This window comes from Nodosilinea sp. LEGE 06152 (assembly GCF_015207525.1).
Classification (GTDB): Bacteria; Cyanobacteriota; Cyanobacteriia; order Phormidesmidales; family Phormidesmidaceae; genus Nodosilinea.
In genome coordinates this window covers 47,528-68,833 of record NZ_JADEWR010000002.1, presented here as the reverse complement: position 1 = coordinate 68,833, position 21,306 = coordinate 47,528, and the positions used below count along the sequence as shown (strand labels likewise).

General features: G+C 50.9%; 17 protein-coding genes. 16 read left to right on the top strand and 1 reads right to left on the bottom strand.

Translation table 11 applies throughout. The annotated features are described in order from the left end of the window. Positions 1–268: 268 nt before the first annotated feature. From IQ265_RS02800 to IQ265_RS02780, 5 genes are all read left to right on the top strand, one after another. Positions 269–1,066, top strand: a complete 798-nt coding sequence (locus IQ265_RS02800) for a WecB/TagA/CpsF family glycosyltransferase (RefSeq protein ID WP_194050687.1) — start codon at positions 269–271, stop codon at positions 1,064–1,066. 188 nt (positions 1,067–1,254) lie between these two features. Next, on the top strand, positions 1,255–1,683 hold the full coding sequence (locus tag IQ265_RS02795; RefSeq protein WP_194050686.1) for a hypothetical protein: 429 nt from the start codon (positions 1,255–1,257) through the stop codon (positions 1,681–1,683). 122 nt (positions 1,684–1,805) lie between these two features. Beyond that, positions 1,806–2,891, top strand: a complete 1,086-nt coding sequence (gmd, locus tag IQ265_RS02790) for a GDP-mannose 4,6-dehydratase (protein WP_194050685.1) — start codon at positions 1,806–1,808, stop codon at positions 2,889–2,891. Between the two features lie 189 nt (positions 2,892–3,080). Next, positions 3,081–4,865, top strand: coding sequence for a hypothetical protein (locus tag IQ265_RS02785; RefSeq protein ID WP_194050684.1), 1,785 nt, complete (start codon positions 3,081–3,083; stop codon positions 4,863–4,865). Between the two features lie 175 nt (positions 4,866–5,040). Next, on the top strand, positions 5,041–5,736 hold the full coding sequence (locus IQ265_RS02780) for a sugar transferase (RefSeq protein ID WP_194050683.1): 696 nt from the start codon (positions 5,041–5,043) through the stop codon (positions 5,734–5,736). Positions 5,737–5,996: 260 nt separating this feature from the next. On the opposite strand, the gene IQ265_RS02775 is transcribed toward IQ265_RS02780, so the two are convergent. Continuing rightward, entirely contained in the window at positions 5,997–6,728 is a 732-nt protein-coding gene (locus IQ265_RS02775) for a hypothetical protein (RefSeq protein WP_194050682.1), read from the bottom strand. Positions 6,729–7,756: 1,028 nt separating this feature from the next. Here IQ265_RS02775 and IQ265_RS02770 point away from each other — a divergent pair. The 11 genes from IQ265_RS02770 (at position 7,757) to IQ265_RS02720 (ending at position 21,112) form a co-directional block, all read left to right on the top strand. Continuing rightward, positions 7,757–8,113 (top strand): hypothetical protein, encoded by a 357-nt coding sequence (locus tag IQ265_RS02770; protein ID WP_194050681.1) that lies wholly within the window; start codon positions 7,757–7,759, stop codon positions 8,111–8,113. 84 nt (positions 8,114–8,197) lie between these two features. Further along, the gene (gene hepA / locus IQ265_RS02765) at positions 8,198–10,048 is read left to right on the top strand and encodes a heterocyst formation ABC transporter subunit HepA (protein WP_194050680.1); all 1,851 of its coding nucleotides are present in this window, start codon (positions 8,198–8,200) and stop codon (positions 10,046–10,048) included. A gap of 52 nt (positions 10,049–10,100) precedes the next feature. After that, entirely contained in the window at positions 10,101–11,093 is a 993-nt protein-coding gene (locus IQ265_RS02760) for a polysaccharide pyruvyl transferase family protein (RefSeq protein WP_194050679.1), read from the top strand. Positions 11,094–11,165: 72 nt separating this feature from the next. Continuing rightward, positions 11,166–12,011: a glycosyltransferase family A protein gene (locus IQ265_RS02755; RefSeq protein ID WP_194050678.1), complete on the top strand. Its 846-nt coding sequence runs from the start codon at positions 11,166–11,168 to the stop codon at positions 12,009–12,011. A 97-nt stretch (positions 12,012–12,108) separates the two neighbouring features. Beyond that, positions 12,109–13,293 carry a glycosyltransferase gene (locus IQ265_RS02750; protein ID WP_194050677.1) on the top strand — a complete coding sequence of 395 codons (1,185 nt, stop codon included), beginning with the start codon at positions 12,109–12,111 and terminating at the stop codon, positions 13,291–13,293. Between the two features lie 476 nt (positions 13,294–13,769). After that, complete coding sequence (locus IQ265_RS02745; protein ID WP_194050676.1) at positions 13,770–14,870, top strand: glycosyltransferase; 1,101 nt, start codon at positions 13,770–13,772, stop codon at positions 14,868–14,870. 47 nt (positions 14,871–14,917) lie between these two features. Then, positions 14,918–16,189, top strand: coding sequence for a glycosyltransferase family 4 protein (locus IQ265_RS02740; RefSeq protein WP_194050675.1), 1,272 nt, complete (start codon positions 14,918–14,920; stop codon positions 16,187–16,189). Positions 16,190–16,192: 3 nt separating this feature from the next. Beyond that, the gene (locus tag IQ265_RS02735; RefSeq protein WP_194050674.1) at positions 16,193–17,311 is read left to right on the top strand and encodes a glycosyltransferase family 1 protein; all 1,119 of its coding nucleotides are present in this window, start codon (positions 16,193–16,195) and stop codon (positions 17,309–17,311) included. A 53-nt stretch (positions 17,312–17,364) separates the two neighbouring features. Beyond that, positions 17,365–18,558: a glycosyltransferase gene (locus tag IQ265_RS02730; RefSeq protein ID WP_228037525.1), complete on the top strand. Its 1,194-nt coding sequence runs from the start codon at positions 17,365–17,367 to the stop codon at positions 18,556–18,558. Next, positions 18,546–19,721 carry a glycosyltransferase gene (locus IQ265_RS02725; protein ID WP_194050672.1) on the top strand — a complete coding sequence of 392 codons (1,176 nt, stop codon included), beginning with the start codon at positions 18,546–18,548 and terminating at the stop codon, positions 19,719–19,721. Before IQ265_RS02730 ends, IQ265_RS02725 begins: the two co-directional genes overlap by 13 nt. Further along, positions 19,718–21,112: a hypothetical protein gene (locus tag IQ265_RS02720; protein WP_194050671.1), complete on the top strand. Its 1,395-nt coding sequence runs from the start codon at positions 19,718–19,720 to the stop codon at positions 21,110–21,112. Before IQ265_RS02725 ends, IQ265_RS02720 begins: the two co-directional genes overlap by 4 nt. The last annotated feature ends 194 nt before the right edge of the window (positions 21,113–21,306 follow it).

Sequence of the window (21,306 nt, the reverse complement as noted above, 5' to 3'; positions counted from 1 at the left end):
TTAGCTCTGGGTTTGCTAGCTAGAGCACTTTGAAGTGGTTTAAGCGGTCCGCTGACGTTATTTTGGCGAGTTAGTGTTTGCCTGTTAGGTCGATATTTTTTACTTAAGCAATGAACTTTTTTAGACAACGTGCGTCATTTGTGTTTCATCAGGGCTATGGCTTAGCCAAGCTATGGTTTGAACGTTTACCAGGTGTAGCCACTTAACTTTTAACTGACAATCCTACCGGGGCGTCTACCGCAGATTGTCCTTTAAGCTCCCTAGGATCATGTCAATCTCTAAAAATCTCATTAGTGAGTCCGTGATTGGATTTTCGGTTGCGGCTAACCCTTTTGCAGAGCAAATCGATCTCATCATGCACTGGGGACAGCAACGGCTGAGCCGTGTAGTATGTGTTGCCAATGTACATATGCTGATGGAAGCTCGGTGGAATGACACGTTTGCCAAGGTTTTAAACCACGCAGATTTGTTGACCCCAGACGGCATGCCCCTAGTATGGACCTTAAATTTGCTGCGCAAAAGTACCCACGATCGCGTAGCGGGCATGTACATTTTGCAGGAAGTTTGTGAGCGAGCTTCTGTTACCGGGCTGCCAGTCTATTTTCTTGGCACTGATAGCGTTACCCTCGGTAAAATGCGACAGCGCCTAGAGCAAGAGTATCCAAACCTGACTATTGCGGGTATGGAGCCCCTGCCCTTTCGCCCGCTAACCCCAGAAGAAGATGCCCAGGTAGTACAAACCATTAACCGTAGCGGGGCTGGCATTGTATTTGTTGCTCTGGGCTGTCCTAAACAAGAGATTTGGATGTATCAGCATCGCTCTAAAATTAAAGCGGCGATGGTAGGCATTGGCGGCGTGTTTCCAATCTACGCCGGTATCAAAAAACATGCCCCAACCTGGGTGCAAGAATCGGGTTTAGAGTGGCTCTATCGTCTTGTCCAAGAGCCGGGTCGCCTGTGGCAGCGCTACTTCAAAACCATTCCTCCCTTTGTTTATTTATCAATTAAGCAGGTGGTAGTCACGCGGCTGCATCGTCGTATTCATCGCATGCTGCGGGCTTTTTAGAGCGAGTTGAATAGTAGAACGAACGTTGTTGCCCCAGCTCTGCTGTAGAGGTGGGGCAACAACTGTTGGAATAGGGCCAAGATTATGCAAACGCCGTGAAAAACTACCCCAATTGCTAATATTTATCCTGATTTTCGGGTTTTGACTAGAAACTGAATCTAGAGCCGTATCTACCCTCAATACTTACTATGACTCAGCCCCGATCGCGCAATCGAAATCGGTCTAAACGACGGAGCATTACCTGTCCCCATCATGGCGGCTATCTTGACAGCGTTAGCCAAAAGTATCCGCTGTTTGCTACCAAGCCTGAGCATTTACAACAGCATGGGCTCAGTCGCCGGGCTGCCCTAACGCTCGTTGCTAGCTTTGGCACGGTGCCGCTGCAGGGGGAATGGCTAGAGGCCTTTTGGTGCGATCGCTGCCAGGCTACCCAGTGGTACCACGTCCGCAAGACCGGAGCCAACCAGTACAGCCTCTGTACGGTACCTCAGACGCTTTGGACGCAGGTAGCTGGGGTTATTTTACCCACCGGTAACCCTACCGTAGGCGAGTTTACCCGCCGTCAGGCGCGGCAGACCCGCTTTGGTGGGGTGAAAGATTTTGGCCGCATTGGGTAATGAGGATGAGTAGATGGGAATGAATTCACAATTCAAAATTTTGAACTTTGAATTTTGCATTTTCCCCTCCTCACCTACTTCACCCTCTCTTCTATCGTTGTTTACTTACATCTAAAAGCCCTATGACTAACCTAAAAAAAGCCCTCATTACCGGCATTACTGGCCAAGATGGCTCCTACCTAAGCGAACTGTTATTGGAGAAAGGCTACGAGGTGCACGGTATTGTGCGGCGCACTTCAACCATTAATACCGATCGCATCGATCACCTCTATGAAGACCCCCACAGCACCACCGCCCGACTGTTTTTGCACTACGGCGACCTCACCGATGGCACCACCCTGCGCCGCATTCTCGAAGAGGTGCAGCCAATCGAAATCTACAACCTGGGGGCACAGTCGCATGTGCGGGTAAGTTTTGACTCGCCTGAATACACCGTCGATGCCGTGGGCATGGGCACCCTGCGCCTGCTAGAGGCCATTCGCGACTACCGCCAGCGCACCGGTATTGAGGTGCGCTATTACCAAGCGGGATCGTCTGAAATGTACGGCAAAGTGCAGCATGTACCCCAGAGTGAAACCACTCCGTTTTACCCCCGCAGCCCCTACGCCTGCGCCAAGGTCTACGCCCACTGGCAAACCCTTAACCACCGCGAGTCGTACGGCATGTTTGCCTGCAACGGCATTTTGTTTAACCATGAGTCGCCGCGGCGGGGCGAAACCTTTGTCACCCGCAAAATTACTCGCGCGGTGGCTCGCATTGTGGCGGGGCAGCAGAGCAAGATCTACATGGGCAACCTCGATGCTAAGCGCGACTGGGGCTACGCCAAAGACTACGTGCGAGCCATGTGGCTGATGCTGCAGCAGGACGAACCTGACGACTACGTGGTCGCCACGGGCGAAACCTACTCAGTAAAAGAATTTTTAGAGCTTGCCTTTGGCCACGTCAACCTCAACTGGCAAGACTATGTGGCCTTCGACGAGCGCTACCTGCGCCCCGCCGAGGTTGAGCTGTTAATTGGTGACCCTACCAAGGCTAAGACTAAGTTGGGGTGGGAGCCCTCGGTCACCTTTGAGGAACTGGTGCACCTAATGGTCGAGGCCGACCTGCAAGCCCTAGGCCTGGTGACGCTCAACGGCAGCGCCGCAACCAGTGTGCTCGATCGGGCTACCCTGCGAGCTGGCAGCGGAGAAAGTTTGGTGGTGGGGTAGGTCGAAGTTTGTTTTGGTGCGTCACCCCAAGCGATGACGCACCCGACCAAAATTAGGACCACCTATTGATCTATAGCTGTTACCTAATAACCAGGGGCCGAACCGTTTTTGCCCCTGGCTAAGTGACTACTTTGATATTGGAGCACGCCGTTTCGATCGCAAAAAGTTTTAGAAACTGAGGATCTAAACATGGCTCGCCTCAACGCAACCCTTTCTCGCCTCAGCGGCGGCAATATTGAGGTTTTTGTAACGCTACTTGTAACCGCCGCCCTGGTAACGTTAATTCGGCTGTTTGGGCCACTTCCAGTTAGCTGGGATTTGAGCATTCAGCTAGATGCAGCTCATCGGCTGGCCCAGGGGTTGGGATTGACAAACGCCTTTTCCCCGCAACTCGACCTCAGCCTGCCTCCTATTTCAGAAACATTAATTCACTTTCCGCCTGGCCTCCCTCTGCTGGTGGCGGCTTTTCTACGCCTGGGTACGTCTACGGCGATCGCCCTGAAGACCATCTATAGCCTCACTACTGTAATTGGCTGGGTAGCCTGGGCTATGGTTGCCTCTCGCTGCCTGGTAAACCCCATTAGAGTGGGAACGGTATTTATCCCATTTAACTTGGTGATTTCGGTTATTCTGCCTCTGGTTTATACCCCTTCATGGACTATTCAAGGCACGGATGTTTTTCTGTGGGCGGGTACACCTGTCGTTACCCTGCTGCTGCTATTTGTGCTAAAAAGCCGTTTTTGCCTTGCCGCTACGGCTTTGCTAGGATTAACCATAGGGTTGCTGCTGGCTTTTCGCTACGCTAGCGGCTTTTTGTTGATAGCCGCTTTTGTGGTAATCGGCTATCGATTCTTACCCAAGATAAAATCGATGGTCATCTCTGGTTGCATTTTTGCCGCCTTCGCTGGCTTCGTTGTGTTTCCGATTCTCTTATTTAATAGTGTGGCCAAGGCCCAGACTGGTGCAAATCCTTTAGGCAATTTGCTGTATGACCACGGCGCAAAACATTTAGGTGAGAATACTGACAACTGGTTGATTCCATCGGTTGATCTCATCTTTTCCAGCTTTTCCAGTTTGTATTTCTTAACCGGTATCGATCCACGCAAAATTCAAGATATTTTGGCAACAAATTCGGCCCTGAATATCTGTGTTGGATTAGTTTTTTTGTTGCTTTTTGCATCGCTTCCTGTGGTTTTGGTGCGATATAAAAGGGCCTGTATAGACCGAAGCAGGTCAGACGATTTTGGTTTACATACTCCCCTGCTACTCTCAAATCTACTTATTTCATTCATCATATTTTCGTCTGCGCTCGCTCCTGTGCTGACATACAGCCCGCTTGAGGATGAAAGATATTACTACCCGCTCAAGGTCTGTTTAATTTTAATTGCTTACAAATTATTGACTTTGCCTCGCTTCTCCTGGCTATATAAGCAGATGGCAAAGGGGCTTGTAATTATCTTTGTGCTGTTTAATGTGTTGATTGCTCCGATCTACTATTTTGCTGACTATGGAGCAATGTCTCTGGCGGCACTACCTTTTGGTCTAGATCCTAGGGAAAACTTTGAAATTCCTTACCCTAGTAATATCATGCTGTCTGAAGATAGGGAATCTCTAAAGCTTTTAGCTGAATTGAAAGCTCAAAATCCCAAAGCTCTGTTTTTTGCTCAAAGATATACTAAATACATGGACTATCTCAATCCAGATAATCCTGTGGGAATTCGACGCATACCCGATGGAGAGTTTTGGGAAAAAGCGTACTTAAGTCGACCAGCTAAAATATTTTGGGTAACTGATGAAAAAGAGTGCCCTTTAATCTGCTATTCTCGTGGATTTTTTAATAAAGACAGTGATAAAAAAACGATTTCTGAGTTTGAGTCTTTGCCCGATCTCAAAACAGTTTTTGTAAGCTCAAATGGTCAGACTAGGGTAATGGTCACAGATTTGCCTGCAGGATATGAGTTTGTTAGGAGTTAAGTAAAAAGCCGTCGCTGAACAATGCAGGTACGTTATGGCACGATTCGATAAGACCGTCATCTCAATGCATCGCTGAGCTGAACTGGCGCATCCTGCGATGGCGCATTTGAGAGTCGTAAAGACCATCTACCAAAAGATATCTGGTCTCTGCGTAGTTTAAACCTTTGACAAGTGTATGTTTTTTTACTTGCGTTCGTTTTTTAAAGTCGAACCGGTTGATCTCGGGGTCGAGCCAGCTATTCCAGATGTTGGTTCGTGGCCTACCCATCCTTCGGCCACGTCGTTCTTTAAGCGATGTCTAGACGTTGTGGGGGCGCTGCTGGGAGTGTTGATTACACTAATTTTATTGCTGCCTATTGCGATCGCCATTCAGCTCGACAACCCTGGCCCAGTATTCTACAGTCAGGTGCGCTGTGGCTACCGAGGGCGACCCTTTCGGATTTGGAAGTTTCGCTCAATGGTAACCAATGCCGATGAGCTAAGACATTTGGTAGAAAACCAGGCCCAGGGCCTCATCTTTAAAAACGACAATGACCCCCGCATTACCCGAGTGGGCAGGTTTTTGCGGCGCACCAGCTTGGATGAGTTTCCGCAGTTTTGGAATGTGCTTTGGGGCGACATGAGCCTGGTGGGTACGCGCCCGCCGACGGTAGCGGAGGTGCAGCAGTATGAACCTCACCACTGGCAGCGACTGAATGTAAAGCCGGGGCTAACGGGCAAGTGGCAGGCCCAGGGGCGATCGCATATCAAAGATTTTGAGGCAATTGTTAAGATGGATTTGGACTACCAAACTCAGTGGTCGCTGAGGTACGATGTGATGCTGATTTGCCAAACAGTTGGGGCTGTGGTGCTCAGCCGAGGGGCCTATTAGGGCAGCGAGGGTGCGTTAGAGTGGCCAGCAGCAGAGGTCTAACGTTTGCTATGCGATTGCTTGTCGGAACGTTTGAGAATGTTGAGCGTCGATCTAGAAAATTTGTCTTGAGCAGCTTGAGGAGAGCGGAGAATAGCTTGGCATCCTCTGAGGCAAATCAATGCTTGTGGCAATCTGAAAGTGCATATCTTAGGGCTATTTCACTTTGCAGTAGCCAGTAATTTTGGCTACTGCGTTCGAGCCTCCTTAGATAAGTTTTACTACTTATCACGATTTGAGTTGGCAAAGTTAAGGGTTAGGGCAAACCTACGCTCTGATAAATACATTAGCAATGTGTGAATAAGAATAACAATGCCGAGCATTTCAAGAGTTTCTTCAAACAACATGCTAATAGCTGTATTAATTTGAGCATACTTCAAAACAGACTCCAGCATTTCTAACCCAATAGCTCCGCTTAAGAAAACTGAAGCTGCTAAGCAAAAGCGCGCTGAATATCGTAAGGGCAAACACTTTAGAAAGGGGAAATACAAAAACCCAACAATTACCACAATTGGAATATACACGAGATACCACAGGTAATAAAAAATACCTGTGCCTCGACCTATAGACATTTCTAGAAAAACCCCGACAATACCCTCATGGATTTTTGCAGCTTCATCTATGCTCATGAGTACGAGCCCGGCAGAAAGCCCAGCCCAATGCCAGCCCAGGCGGTTTTTGAGCTTTGGCTCATGGAAAGCGATTATTCCACATAACACTCCAGACAGTAGTAGGTTGAGGGCCGAAATGTAGGTGGGCAAGTTAGCTTCTTGACCCATGCTAAAGAATAAGAAAATACCGACGAAGGGCGTATTTGTAATGTCAAATAAAAAGGATAAAGCATGTACAACGATGTGGCCTACTGCGGCCAAAGCCACCGCAGCACCTAAGAAACGAGTGATTTTAGGAAGCTTAACCGCCACTTCTACAGGGCGGTTTAACATTTCTTGCATGGCTCATGGGTGATAAATATTTCGGTAGGGCAACCCTATGACGCAGTTGCATCCGCTCTAAAGTCAATCTATCGATTAATCTGTCAGATTTGGGAACAAGGGTAGCTCTTTTACCTTCTCTTTACCTTTTATTAATCTGTTGTCCGGATAAGACCTAAGAAATTTTCAAATCAGCCATCCGGATGTTTTTAAAGTTTTGATACATATTTTACTGAACGCTTAACCCTCGAAAAAGCTCTACACAGACCGCAGATGTTTCCGGGATAGACGTTTTAACCTTGTAAAGGAAAATAACAACCTGAGTACACCCCCTTCTTGAAGGGGCTCTTGGTAGAGGGGCTTTGATGGTCTTCAGGATCTCAGTTTCTTTGCCCTGTCCTTGAACGCCTGTGAGGCGACGGGGCAGTAGATAGGATAGGTGTACCTATGCAGATGTGCTACTTGAAGGTAGCGTTTGCCATGGTTAAAGAAGTAAGCAGAGAGCTAAATACAGCGAATTTCACTCGGTTGAAACACATCACGATTATCTCCCCTGCCCCGTTTATCGGGGGGGAACCAAGTGAGGCTTAGGTAACCTAATGTACCGGGGAAATCTAGAACCTAGCGGTTGTGTACTTCACTTAATCGAGAACTGCTGTGGGTGCAAAGGACAGCTTGAGCCGTTGGTCGCACGGCTTATGCACTGCTTCAGAACCTATAAGCTTTTCTTTGTATGGCTTGAGCGCTGCAACGGAGGGCTCAAGCCATACAAAGAAATCAGCAAGCATTTCAAAGGAAGGCTTATGGGTTGCGAGGAAAGCTATAAGTGCTTCAGAGAAAAGCTAAAGCCGTGCAAAGAAAGCTTTAATGCTTTTTAGCAAAGGTTTATTGCCCTGAGGGAATTCTCGGATCTTTTAAGGGCTCAACCACAAAGTTATTTTAAAGGGATCCTAATTTATACGGTGATGATGAGCCTGGTGTTTGGCTACAGTATGGAGGTTGGCAATAGTACCAACACTGTTTTTTAAAGCCATTGGGGCATCTGCATTATGTCGAGACGCAAAAGACTATCTGGAATTTTAGAAAAGGCTGAGCTGCGGGCTACATCAATGGTGTCGATCGAGCCGGAGCTAGATTTGGGCAATGGGCGAACGTTGGAAATGTATTGGGAGGCAATTAACGGGCTGCGGGCCAAGCAGCAGAAGTATAATACGCTGCTATCGAGTGTAGATAATCTGTATAACGAGATGCTGGCAGAGGAACGGGCATTGGGCGAAATGTCTGAGCATATGCTGAGTGGAGTAAAGGTAAAGTTTGGTCGCGATAGCTATGAGTATGAGATGGCAGGGGGTGTACGGCGATCGGAGCGCAAGCGACCCCAACGGAAGACGGTGACGATGGGGTAATGGAATAAGATTAATTAACCGATTATGTATGGAGAGCGCCCTGTAAGGACGCTCTTTTTTTGTGGTTTCTAGGTAAACAAGTCTATGGCCTTACATAAACCAGAATTTCTACGCGCAATTTTAAAGCAAACTGAATTTTGGCGTAACAACAAGTTACTACTAAGAGAAATAAGGCGATTTCCAGGCATTATTGCTTCTGTACTTGTTCTTTCTCTGCTTGCTGGCCTCTTTGAAGCTTTTGGTATTAGCTTTTTGCTGGCTTTTTTGCAAAAGCTGGTAGAGCCTGGTGGAGAACCTTTTAGTACAGGTTTTGAATGGTTTGATGTCACTATACTAGGTATTAACTCGTCACCCGTTAACCAGCTTTATCGTGTTTCTGGGTTGATTTTGTTGTCAACTATTTTGCGGGTAGCCTTTAGTTACGCAGGTATTATTGCAGCAGAGAGAGGTGGAGTAAGACTAGTAAACAACTTATACAAGAAAATATTTGAGCAGTTGCAATCGCTTAGCCTCGAGTTTTATGGCCAAACAAAGACTGGAGAAATTATTAACACTCTGACTGTAGAAATTACTCAGACTAGACAGGCCGTAGGCACCTTCAGTAATATCTTTATCAGAGCTGTTATCACGGCTGCTTATGTTGTAATGGCCATGAGAATTTCTTGGCCTTTAACCTCTATTGCAGTAGTGCTCTTTAGTATTGCTGCTGCTAGCATAACAACATTGAATAAATACATTCGAGAATCTAGCTTTCCCCTTTCAGTGGCAAGAGGGAAATTATCATCAATTGCTGTTGAGTTTATTACCGGTATTCGTACGGTTCAAGCATTTGCAACTCAGGACTTTGAACGCAATCGTTTCTACCATGCGTCTGATCAGGTAGAAGCAGCAACTATGAATGCAGTTATACGATTCGCTTCTGTCAAACCTATTGTTGAGGCCCTAGCCAGCGTTATTCTAGTTGGTATTATCGTATTAGGTATGACTATCTACGTCCCTAATGGAAGTTTGCAAGTTGCTTCGCTTCTAACATTTATTTTTATTTTGGTAAGAATGACTCCCGCTGTGCAAGAGATAAGTGGACGATTTGCAGAGCTAAGCAACTTGCAAGGAGCAATTCATAATATAGAAAACTTTTTAAGAGTTGATGATAAACCCTATCTTCAAAACGGTTATCGTTCATTTGGTGGTTTACAGAAGGCTATAGAACTGGTTGCCGTTGACTTTGGCTATACCCCGGAAGAACCTGTGATACAAGGCATTACGCTGGCTATTCCAAAGGGGCAAACCGTAGCTCTAGTAGGCGCTTCTGGGGCTGGCAAATCTACTCTGGCAGATTTGATTGCACGGTTTTATGACCCCACTCAAGGACAACTTTTGCTGGATGGTATTGACCTGCGAGAATTTGACATTACTTCAGTGCGCCAGAAGATGGCAATTGTAAGCCAAGAGACTTTTATCTTCAACGCTACTGTACGAGGCAATATCGCCTATGGATTAGATAACATAAGCGATAAGGACGTTTTTGAAGCAGCTCGCTTGGCCAATGCATTGGAGTTTATTGAATCTTTGCCAGAGGGATTAGAGACTGTGCTAGGCGATCGCGGTGTAAGGCTCTCTGGCGGGCAGAGACAGCGGATTGCTATTGCTCGCGCGTTGTTAAGAAATCCAGAAATTTTGATTTTAGACGAAGCTACAAGCGCTTTAGATTCTGTATCAGAGCGATTAATTCAACAATCTTTAGAGGAACTATCGGTGGGTAGAACGGTTATAGCTATTGCTCACCGTTTATCAACCATTATGCGAGCAGATAAGGTTGTCGTTATGGAAAAAGGACACGTTGTTGAGCAGGGTACTTACCAAGAGCTTTTAGGTCTTCGTGGTGAGCTTTGGAAGTATCACCAGATGCAGCAAGGCTCAAAAAATTTCTCTTGATTAAACTATTAGCTTTGACCAATAGAACTAGTAACGTTAATTCTCAAATACTATGAACAAAGAGATCTTGAATTCCCTGCAAGAAGTATTGGCATTATACGCTAACAAAAAGGTATTTTTTGAGAAGCTAGAAGGCAATAACGGTGACGCTTTAATAACTATGGGTAGCTTGATTGCCATAAAAACTGCCAACATGAAAGTTGTAGAAAATGCGGCTGAAGCAGATTTGATAGCAATTAATGGTGGTGCAGGGATGACTGACATATGGTCTCATGGGCTTGGAAAACTCAAGATGTATAATAGTGATTATCCTTCAACTCCACTAATAATATTCCCTTCTAGCTTTTTCTTTAAATCTACTAATTTTGCCGATTTGTTTGCCGATCGTAAATCTCCTGCGTATATTTTCTCTCGAGAACGATACAGCCTTGAGATTCTTCAAGGTATAAACTTTTCAACGGAAGTTAGATTGGGAATTGATCATGATATGGCTTTCTTTTTGAGTAATTCAAATTATTTGAAGGGACTACATAGAAAAAGCAAAGGAAAGCACATTTTAATTGTAGAAAGAAACGATCCTGAAACTACAACAAGAATTAATAGACCTCAAAAGCCTGGATTGGTGACAGCAATTAAAAAGAAAATTCCTTGGTCTGTTAAACGTCCTATCAATAACAGCTTGGTTTGGCCATTAAGAAGGCTTTTGAACTATTCCAAAATAGTTTCAATGGATTTGCATAGACCGTTTGTTCAAGAGCAGATAAATTTAATCTCGGAAAAGTATCCGAATACTCGGGGATTACCTGTTGTTGCCGCTGATATTAGCGATCCTGCTCTTTGTGATTTTGATAGATTTAACAATTTGATTGTTAATTCTGAAGTTGTCGTTTCTACTCGACTACATGTAGGTATACTGGCTGCAATGCTTGGTAAAACTACTTATCTTAAAACAGGAAATTATCATAAAATAAAGGGAATATACGAGTACTCTTTGGCTGAAAAAGATAATGTTTACCTCATTGAGGATGCATCTATTGGACAGTAGAATTTGCCTTGCATCAGCTGTGTTATCTACCCTAAGCTGCGTTAGATAAAAATGATTTTACTTTGATTCTCTATGAAGTTTTCACTAATCCTAGCTACCCTCGGCCGTACTGCGGAAATCAGTACATTTTTGACATCTCTCGACGCCCAAACCTACCGCGACTTTGAGCTGATCGTTATCGATCAAAACCCCGATGATCGCCTAGTCGAAGTGCTGGCCCCCTACCAGGACAAATTCGAGCTGCAACATTTGCGATCGGCCAAAGGACTATCGTTAGCTCGCAACTTTGGCCTCAAGCAGATTTCAGGAGAGCTAGTAGCCTTCCCCGATGATGACTGCGCCTATCCTTCAGATTTGCTGGCGCAGGTCAATCAATTCTTTATAGACAGCCCTCAGCACGATGGCCTTACTGGCAGACCAGCAGGCACAGCCAAAATCTGGGATGCCAAAGAAGGCCTGATTAACCCTCTCAACCTCTGGCGGCGAGGCATTTCTTACACAATCTTTTTGCGTCGGGCTGTAATCGATAGCGTTGGCCCCTTTGACGAAACCCTCGGTGTCGGCGCAGGTACCCCCTGGGGTTCTGGTGAAGAATCTGACTATCTGCTGCGGGCCATTCAGGACGGTTTTGCCCTTTACTACAACCCAGACCTTACGGTAATTCATCCGGTTGAGGTGTCCCAGCCGGTTGAGGTGCCCTCCCCAGCCCAGCGCGACTTTACCAAGACCCATGCCTATGCAATGGGGCGGGGGCGACTGCTGCGCAAGCATCAGTTTCCAATCTGGTTTGTGATCTATAACTGGCTGCGGCCGGGGTTGGGGCTGGGGGTAGCCCTGCTGCGAGGTCGAGGTGAAGATGTGCGATCGTACTGGGCTACGCTTCAGGGGCGATTTCAGGGCTGGCTGGGCTGGGCCTAACATTTGGCAGTCTAGATGAAAGTTTTGCGTACTGCACTGATGCTTTCTACACCGTACCGAAACAGTAACTGTAATCAACCCTAACGCCCCCTGACCCATGAAGCTCTACCTCTACCTGCGCAACTTTCCCCCCGACGGCAAAAGCTTCAACAACCGCTATGCTGGGCTGATTAAAGCGGTGCATGGGTTGGCCAGCGGCCTAGCGGCCGCCGGGGCCGAAGTTACGGTGCTCAGCGAAGCTCTGCCCGACGCCGAAGCGGTTACCCGTAGCCCCGCCGGGTACACCATTCGCAGCTTTGCCCAACCTGTACAGCACCGCCCCACCTTTAAGCTTTCGCCAGGGCTGCGGCGGTTTCTGCACCAGCAGGTGTGCCCTACCGATCTGGTGATTCTCAACGGCATTTTGCACCCAACTATCTATAGCCTGTCGCGGGTGCTGCGGCGGCAGCGGGTGCCCTACATTGTTGCTCCCCACGACCCCTACACCCCCGAGTTCTTTCGCCGCAGCCGCCACAAAAAGTGGCCCTACTGGTTTTTGCTCGAAAAGCCCATGCTGCAACAGGCTGCCGCCGTGCAGGTGCTCGACAAGCGCCATCAGCAGTGGCTGCGGGGGTTGGGCATTGCCACCCCGGTAATTGAAACTCCCAACGGTTTTCATCCTGAAGATATCGACTTTGAGCCTGCCCCCTGGCAACCCGGCAACCCCGTTAAGCTCATGTTTCTCGGTCGATTCGACGCCTATAACAAAGGGCTAGACCTGCTGATCGACGCTGTGGCGCAGCTGTCTGACACCTACCCGCTTCAGCTCACGTTTCAGGGCTCAACCGGGGACGATCGCGCGGCTTTAGAGGCACGGGTAGCCGACCTGCATCAGCAAGACCGCATTCAGTTTCTTGACCCTGACTACGACAGTGCCCCGTCGCAGCTAATTCAGCACCACGATGTGTTTTGCGTGCCGTCGCGGTTCGAGGGCTTCAGCCTAGCGGCATTGGAAGCCATGTTGGCCGGGCGAGTGCTGCTGGTGTCGGAAATTGCCGGGGTGGCACCCCATATCAAGGCCAGCGATTGTGGGGTGGTAGTGCAACCTACAGTGGAGTCGGTTAAAGCTGGATTAGAACAGCTGTTGCAGCGGCGGAACGAATGGCCCCAGATGGGCGATCAGGCCCGAAAGTATGTGCTCGACCAGCTCTGCTGGCAGACCATTGGCGCTACAGCGCTGAAGCAGTATCAAACCTTGAATACTGACCTGGTCTGTGTACTTGATAGCTTGATAACCAATTAATTGAAGCATTCAACTGAATCTTATGGCAGGTTTGAAAAGAAACGATTTCAAGGTTTCGATCTAAGCTAGCTCACGACTGTGGCGAAGTGGATTTTACTAGTCGGGCAATTAAGCAAAGCTTTGAAAATATTCTTCCCCTCAAATGATTAACTTTTACTATCCGTTGCTTCTCAAGGCTAACTATTGCTGCCTTTATCAAATGCACCACGTATATATGTGACTTTTAAGCAACATTTTTTCAAAAAGGAGAAAAATCTGAAGCCTTTCACTATTTGCTTGTCTCACCTTTCTGTATGGGGTCAAGCAATTTAAATCGTAACAGCTTAAAGAGCGTAATAGACTCCTTGAGAACCGTGAGCACTGTCTCTGGCTGATCGAGGAAAGAATACGTAGAGTAGATGATTTTGGATATTAAAGCATAGTTGTAAAGCTTTTGAAAGTCGTTAATTTAGACTCTACAAGGAAAGTTTAGACCTATGAATGCTGTTTTGCTGGTAAGTATAATTATAAATAACTATAACTATGAACACTTCTTGGCTAAAGCGATCGAGAGCGCTTTAGCGCAAAGCTATCCCCATACCGAAATCATTGTTGTAGACGATGGTTCAACTGATGCTTCGCGCCAGATTATTGCCCGATACGGCGATCGCATCACAGCGATTTTGCAGGAAAACAGCAAACAGGGAGCAGCACTTAACAACGGGTTTGCCCATAGCAACGGCAGCATTATTATTTTTCTAGATGCGGACGATTACCTGTACCCCAATGCTGTGGAGCAGGTGGTGGCCGCTTGGCAACCCGATTTGGCTAAGCTTCACTACCGTCTAGACGTGATTGATTCAGAGGGCAACCCACGAGGGTTTTCCTATCCTGGTGGTGGCAAGCTCAGTCAGGGCAATGTAGCCCCCTATGTAATTAGTAGCGGCACCTACACCGGGGTGCCTACCAGCGGCAACGCCCTCAGTCGCCAGGCCCTGGCTAAGGTAATGCCCATTCCGCCTGAGTTTTACACTACCGCCGATGACTACCTCTCGGTACTAATGCCTCTCTACGGCAAGGTTGGTTCAGTGGAAACACCTCTGGGGGCCTACCGCATTCACACCAGCAACCAGTGGGCACTGAGTGAGGTAACGGGCGATCGCTTTCGCCGCTTTATCCGCCACGACCTGCAACGCTGTGAACTAATTCAGCAGCGTGGCCGCGAGCTGGGCTACGCTGTGCCCGACGACCTCTACATGCGCTTTTTTGGCCGGGCCTGGTCGCGGCTGGCCTCACTGCGGTTTGACCCCAAGCAGCATCCGGTACCCTCTGATACCTCTCTGTGGCTTACCTACCAAGGATTGCGATCGCTGTGGCTGTATTCGGGTTTTAACTGGCAAAAACGAATCATTTTTAGTGTGTGGTTTGTTTGGGTGGGGCTGGCTCCGCAATCCCTGGCCAAACCAATGATTGTCTGGCTGTTTGCTCCTCAATATCGCCCCAAGGCGATCGCCCAAATACTGGGGCGACTCAAAGCACTGGTCAATCGATCTAAGCCGGTGGCGGTTAGCACTGCTGAAGACGGGGCAGCCTCATAGAGCCTAAAGAGTGAACTCTATTATTAATTCCTAAAGTAGTAAAAACCATGACTAAATCATTTCGGTTAGGGGTGGTCTTCACCCACCCAACTCAGCACCATGCCCCTCTGTGGCGGCAGCTGCATCAGCAGCCAGGGGTAGAGGTACAGGTATTTTACCTGTGCAATGAAAACCAGTCGGGGGGCGATCGCGCCTTGGGCAGCAGCGAACCCTGGGATGTGGATTTGCTCAGCGGCTACCCCCACGAGTTTCTCAAAACTTGGACGGGAAAAACCGCTACCGCCACCACCAAGGGGTTGCTGACCCCAGCTCTGGTTAACCGCCTGACTAAAGCCAATGTGGATGCGGTGTTTTTGCCCAGCTTTTATACTTTGTCGTACCGACTGACGGTGGCGCTATGCAAGCTGCGGGGCATTCCGGTCATTATGCAGAATGACGCCACGATTATTACCGACAGCGATCAGTCGGGCAGCCGTCGTTTGGCTAAGGCGCTGCTGTATCCGTGGATGTATGGCCTGGCCGATCGCTGGATTAGCAGCGGCGACCACAACGAGATTTACCTGCGCCACTACGGCGTCAACCCGAAGATTGTGGTGCGGGGCTGCTACCCGGTCGACCGCGATCGCTGGGAGACCACCATGGCCCAAAACCAGCCGGAGATTTTGCGCCTGCGCCAGACCCTAAGCTGGGACGACAGCACCATTCTCTACGGCTTTTGCGGCAAGTACATTGAGCGCAAAAACCCCTTTGAGTTTATAGAGGCAGTGGTCGAGGCCCATCGGCAGGACCCTCGTGTGCGCGGCATTATGATTGGCGGCGGCGAACTTACAGACGCGATTAACCAGCGCCTAGCCACCCTCAACGGCGAGGTGGTGAACGTGGGCTTTGTCAACCAGAGCAAGCTGCCCCTCTACTACGCCGCGCTGGATGTGTTTGTTTCAACATCGCTGAGCGACCCGCACCCCCTGGTTATTTCTGAGGCCATGGCAGCGGGCACACCGCCAATCTTGAGCGATCGCTGCGGCAACTGGGGTTACCGCGACACGGTGCAGCACCGCTACAACGGGCTGGTCTACCCCTCTGGCGATCGCGCCGCCCTGACCGAAGCCATAATGACTCTGACCGACGTCAACACCCGCCAGCGCTACAGCCAGCGATCGCAGGAGGTGTTTGCCGGGCAGGATTTAGACTGCGAGCTACGTGCCTTTCTTACCACCTTTCGGCAGCTGCGGCCCGATGCGGCGATTTCTGACGCTGTACCGCAGCCGGTGCCCAGTCTGGCGGCCCACGTTGCCGCTCAGCCTCAGGTCGAGGGTTAACCCATGCGCGTTGCTGTCGTGCGCCGAGCCCCCGGCGCATCTTTTAGCATGGATGTCTATGCCAATGGTCTGGTGGCAGGGCTACGCCAGGCTCGCCCCGCCTGGGAGATTGTAGAAATTACCCCGGCCTTTAAAGAGTTTCAGGGCTCGGCCTTGGGGGGGCTGCTTAAGTATGTTCGGCGCTACGGGCTGCTGCCGCGTCAGGTGGCGCGGCAGCAGGGCATTGACCTGTTCCACGTAGTTGACCACAGCGACGGCCACCTGTGTTACGCCCTGGGGCGTACCCCCCACCCGGTTGTGGTCACCTGCCACGACCTGATCAACTACATTCAACCCGAAAATATTAGCGTTCAGGCCAAGCTGCCCTGGCTGAGTACCGGGCTGTGGCGCTACGCGGTGCGCGGCATAGCCCAGGCTGACCACATTGTCACGGTGTCTGACCACACCGCCAAGGATGTGATGGCCACCTTTGGGGTCGAACCGGCGCGGGTCACTACGGCCCACAACGGCGTTGACCCGGCTTTTCGCCCCCTGTCTACAGAGCAGGCGGCGGCGGCGCGATCGCGCTACGGGCTGGGACGCGATCGCTTCTGTCTGCTCAATGTGGGCTCTAATCATCCACGCAAGAACGTAGTTGCCGTGCTCCAGGCTCTGGCGCTGCTGCGTCAGCAAGGGGTGCCTGCCTATTTACTCAAAGCTGGGGCCGACCTGACCGCCGCGCAAAAAAACTACGTGCAGCAGCAAAACCTTACGGATTGTGTCACCTACGTCGGTAAACCTGATCAAGCCGAGCTGGTGGCGCTGTACAACGCCGCCGATGTGCTGGTAGCCCCCTCTCTATACGAGGGCTTTGGTATCACTCCCCTAGAGGCGATGGCCTGTGGTACTCCAGTGGTGGTAGCCAATGCCACTGCTCTGCCCGAAGTGGTGGGCGATGCCGGGTTACGGGTGCCGCCCCAGGATATTGGCGCGATTGCTGCTGCCCTGCACCAGCTCTATGAGCAGCCCGAGGCCTATGCTCGCCTGGTCAAGGCGGGGTGCGAGCGGGCTCGGTTGTTTACCTGGACCGCCCACGGCGATCGCGTTGCTGCCATCTATGAAACCCTGCTCAATCGGGGCTAACCGCTATGAAACCGCTAAATATATTAATTTCAGCCTACGCCTGCCAGCCTCATATGGGTTCTGAGCCGGGCGTGGGCTGGCATCTCGTGCAGGAACTCGCCAAGCACCACCAAGTGTGGGTGCTGACCCGCCGCAGCAATCGCGATGCGATCGAGGCCGAGCTGGCCCAGGTTCCGGTGCCCACCCTCACCTTTCTCTACTGCGACCCCCCGCCACCGCTGCGTTGGCTGCCCCCGGCTCAGGTGCCCCACTATTACGGTTGGCAGATAGGGGCCTACTATGCCGCCAAAACCCTGCTCAAGTCTGTGGATATTGACGTGATTCACCACGTCACCTACGTGCGCTACTCCACTCCCAGCTTTTTGGCCCTGCTGCCGGTGCCTTTTGTCTGGGGGCCGGTGGGCGGTGGCGAAATGGCCCCCAAATCCTTTTGGGGTGACTTTAGCCGCCGTGGACAGGTCTACGAGGTGCTGCGCAGCTTGGTACACCGAGTCGGCGAGCTTGACCCCTTTACCGCTATGACGGCCCGCCGCAGCGCTCTGGTCAAGGCTACCACCCCCGATACCGCGCGCCGCTTAAGGCCTCTGGGGGCTAGTAATCTTCAGATTGAGTCCGAGTCAGGCCTGTCGGCTGACGAAATCGAGCGGCTGGCCCAGTGCCCGGCCCCGGCCCCGGCTCCGGTGCGCTTCATTAGTATGGCCCGTCTGCTGCACTGGAAGGGGCTACACCTGGGCCTGCGCGCCTTTGCTGCCGCGCAGCTACCCCCCGACGCCGAGTACTGGATTGTAGGCGACGGGCCAGAGCGCGCCAACTTGCAAGCCCTGGCAGAGCAGCTGGACATTGCCGAGCGGGTTAAGTTTTGGGGCCGTTTGCCCCGAGCCGAAACTCTACACCAGCTGGGTCAGTGCCATGCCCTGGTGCACGCTAGCCTGCACGACTCCGGGGGCTGGGTCTGCCTGGAGGCCATGGCGGCGGGCCGCCCAGTTATCTGCCTCGATCTGGGCGGCCCCAGCGTGCAGGTGACCGCCGAAACCGGCTTTAAAATTCCTGCCCAGGCCCCCGAGCCGACCATTCAAGAACTGGCCGCAGCGATGGAAAAACTGGCCGCCAACCCCGCCCTGCTGGCTCAGATGGGGGCGGCGGGACAGCGCCGCGTGCAGCAGCATTTTTCCTGGCAGGCTCGGGGCCAAGAACTCGGCCAGCAGTACGCTGCCCTCTGTCGGGAGGTGGTCCCATGCGCATCCTAAGTATTCACAATGCCTATCAAATTCGCGGCGGCGAAGATGAGTCTTGCGCGGCTGAGGAGCGCCTGCTCGAGAACCACGGCCACCAGGTCGATCGCTATACCGCCACTAACGATGACATTCCCAGCTACAGCCCTCTGAGGCTGGCGGCTAAAACCCTGTGGTCACAGACGGCCTACCGAGAGGTGCGAAGCAGGCTGCGATCGCAGCCCTATGACATCGTCCATGTGCAAAACTTTTTTCCTCTGATTTCGCCCTCGGTATACTATGCGGCCCAGGCCGAGGGGGTGCCGGTGGTGCAAACCCTGCGAAACTACCGTCTGATCTGCCCCAACGGGCTGTTTTTTCGCGACGGTCAGGTGTGCGAAGACTGCGTGGGGCAGGCGGTGCCCTACGCAGGTATCGTCCACAAGTGTTATCGCCAGAGCCGCCCGGCCACGGCGATGGTGACAGCGATGATTAGTACTCACCGCCTGTTCAAAACATGGGATCAGCAGGTGAACCTGTTTGTTACTCTGACGCAGTTTGCGAAACAAAAGCTGGTAGAAGGGGGCTTATCTGCAGACCAAATTATCGTCAAACCCAATTTCATTGACCCCGATCCTGGATTGGGCAGCGGCGCGGGCGGTTTTGCTCTATACGTCGGGCGGCTGTCGGTCGAGAAGGGGCTCGATACTTTGATCGATGCCTGGAAGCAGCTGCCTGTGCCCTATCCGCTCAAAATTGTTGGCGACGGCCCCCTGGCAGACCTGGTAAAAGACGCTGCCAAGGCCCTGCCCGCCATCGAGTGGCTGGGTCGCCGCCCTATGGACGACGTTCACCGCCTGATGGGAGAGGCCAGCTTTTTGATCTTTCCGTCTAAGTGGTATGAGACCTTTGGTCGGGTAGCGGTGGAGGCCTTTGCGAAGGGAACCCCAGTGATAGCGGCAAAAATTGGTGCGATCGCCGAACTCGTCGAAACCGGCAAAACGGGCCTGCACTTTGAACCGGGTAACCCCCAAAGCCTGGCCCAGCAGGTACAGCAGATGCTCGAGCACCCTACCCAGCGCTTTGCCATGCGCCACGCCGCTCGCCAAACTTACCTGGAGCGCTACACCGCCACCCAAAACTACGCCTACATTGCCGACATCTACGACAAAGCGAAGTATAGCCAGCGATCGCGATGAATGTTCTTCCCCTCAGTGCCTATAAAACCACTCAACAAAAGGGGTTTATCTCCAGCTCAAGGCTAATTTTGATCGCCTTTGCCACGGCCTTTTTTCCCCGCATTTTAGAGTCGATAGGGGCACCGTCACCGATCAACTTTGTGCACTTTATGGTGGTGCCCATTCTCTGCCTGTTGGTGTACCTGCGCAGCCGCAACGTCAGCCAGCAGCAGCGACAGCTAATGCGAGCGATCTTGATTGGTCTGTACCTCTATTTTGCGGTTAGCACTGCCAGCGCGCTGCTGAACCGGGCTGGGGCGGTGAATATTTTTCTGAATTTTATGATTCAGTCGGAGCCGTTTTTGGTGCTGGCTGCGATCATTAGCATTCCCTTCACGGCTGAAAAGCTGGTGCAGTTTCGGCGCTGGGTGTTGGGCTTTGGACTGCTGCACTTGGTGCTGGCTTTGGGCCAATTCGTTGGCCTTCACACTGGCCTCCTATCCCACAGCCGCATGACGCTGGATGACAACATCCAGGGAGTTTTTTATCTATCCAGCGGTGGGCACGTGGTCGGTGCAACTGTAGCTTTTATGTACAGCATTTTCTACTATGTGACGGCCAAAGAAGCTGGATTCGCGCTGCGAACCTTTGTATTGGGCGCTGGCTTATTCGAGGTATTAGTTGCTGATGCCAAGCAGGTACTATTAGTGGGAGCCATAGCCTGGGTCGTGCTGATTGTTAGCCGCACGGCAGACATTCAAAAGACAATTAAGTATACGGTGTTGGCAACTGTAGTCATCTACAGCTTTTATTGGTGTGTCTATAACATTGAGATTGAGTATCTGCGCACATTTCGCACCTGGATTCGGCCTGAGATTTATGGCCCTAACGGCGATGCTACTGTACAAAAGCTGTTTCCGCTGCGCACTATTCCCGAGCACTACACCTCGCTACTCAACTGGTTTTTGGGCTTGGGGCCAGGACACACCGTAGGCCGTATTGGCGGCTGGATGATTCGCGATTACAGCAGCTTGCTTAACCCACTGGGTGCGACTCGCCATCCAGTAGTAGAGTCAATTTGGAACTACTGGAACAACAGCTACCTCGACTCCAGTTTTTTCTCCCCCTTTTGGGGGTTTGCCGGTATTTGGGGAGACTTGGGCTTTCTAGGGCTGGGGGTCTATGTGGGCCTGTGGTGGCTGCTGTGGACTCGCGTATGCCTGGATGACCTATCGCGGTTTTTGCTGCTGAACGTGCTCGTCAACGGATTTATCTTCACCACTATGGAAGAGCCCGGCTTTATGTTGACCATTGCGGTGCTGCTGGGGCTGCGGTGGCATGAGCTTAACCCCCGCCCCACTGCGGATGCTCCTGCGATGCGTTGGGCTGGAGTCAATCCCTACCTCAACTAAGGGCAGCTTTCTAAGGGTTCTACTCAAAGCTGGTAAAAGCCGATAAAAGTTTGATGTTTTGCGCCAGCCCGGAGCAAAATTATCCGGTTGAACCTGGTCGGGCTAGAAAAGTGAACTCAGAGCGGTCGCCTTCTGGCTCAAGGTGCGCTTTAACTCCTAAAGGTTTATATCAATTAGTTTTAACTTTAACGATA

Bases quoted from the DNA above. Each gene is read 5' to 3' on its own strand.
- IQ265_RS02775 (WP_194050682.1), bottom strand. From the start codon at position 6,728: ATGCAAGAAATGTTAAACCGCCCTGTAGAAGTGGCGGTTAAGCTTCCT.
- hepA (WP_194050680.1), top strand. From the start codon at position 8,198: ATGGCCTTACATAAACCAGAATTTCTACGCGCAATTTTAAAGCAAACT.
- IQ265_RS02720 (WP_194050671.1), top strand. From the start codon at position 19,718: ATGAATGTTCTTCCCCTCAGTGCCTATAAAACCACTCAACAAAAGGGG.
- IQ265_RS02750 (WP_194050677.1), top strand. From the start codon at position 12,109: ATGAAGCTCTACCTCTACCTGCGCAACTTTCCCCCCGACGGCAAAAGC.
- IQ265_RS02800 (WP_194050687.1), top strand. From the start codon at position 269: ATGTCAATCTCTAAAAATCTCATTAGTGAGTCCGTGATTGGATTTTCG.
- IQ265_RS02780 (WP_194050683.1), top strand. From the start codon at position 5,041: ATGTTTTTTTACTTGCGTTCGTTTTTTAAAGTCGAACCGGTTGATCTC.
- IQ265_RS02735 (WP_194050674.1), top strand. From the start codon at position 16,193: ATGCGCGTTGCTGTCGTGCGCCGAGCCCCCGGCGCATCTTTTAGCATG.
- IQ265_RS02760 (WP_194050679.1), top strand. From the start codon at position 10,101: ATGAACAAAGAGATCTTGAATTCCCTGCAAGAAGTATTGGCATTATAC.
- IQ265_RS02755 (WP_194050678.1), top strand. From the start codon at position 11,166: ATGAAGTTTTCACTAATCCTAGCTACCCTCGGCCGTACTGCGGAAATC.
- IQ265_RS02745 (WP_194050676.1), top strand. From the start codon at position 13,770: ATGAATGCTGTTTTGCTGGTAAGTATAATTATAAATAACTATAACTAT.
- IQ265_RS02725 (WP_194050672.1), top strand. From the start codon at position 18,546: ATGCGCATCCTAAGTATTCACAATGCCTATCAAATTCGCGGCGGCGAA.
- IQ265_RS02740 (WP_194050675.1), top strand. From the start codon at position 14,918: ATGACTAAATCATTTCGGTTAGGGGTGGTCTTCACCCACCCAACTCAG.
- gmd (WP_194050685.1), top strand. From the start codon at position 1,806: ATGACTAACCTAAAAAAAGCCCTCATTACCGGCATTACTGGCCAAGAT.
- IQ265_RS02795 (WP_194050686.1), top strand. From the start codon at position 1,255: ATGACTCAGCCCCGATCGCGCAATCGAAATCGGTCTAAACGACGGAGC.
- IQ265_RS02730 (WP_228037525.1), top strand. From the start codon at position 17,365: ATGGGTTCTGAGCCGGGCGTGGGCTGGCATCTCGTGCAGGAACTCGCC.
- IQ265_RS02770 (WP_194050681.1), top strand. From the start codon at position 7,757: ATGTCGAGACGCAAAAGACTATCTGGAATTTTAGAAAAGGCTGAGCTG.
- IQ265_RS02785 (WP_194050684.1), top strand. From the start codon at position 3,081: ATGGCTCGCCTCAACGCAACCCTTTCTCGCCTCAGCGGCGGCAATATT.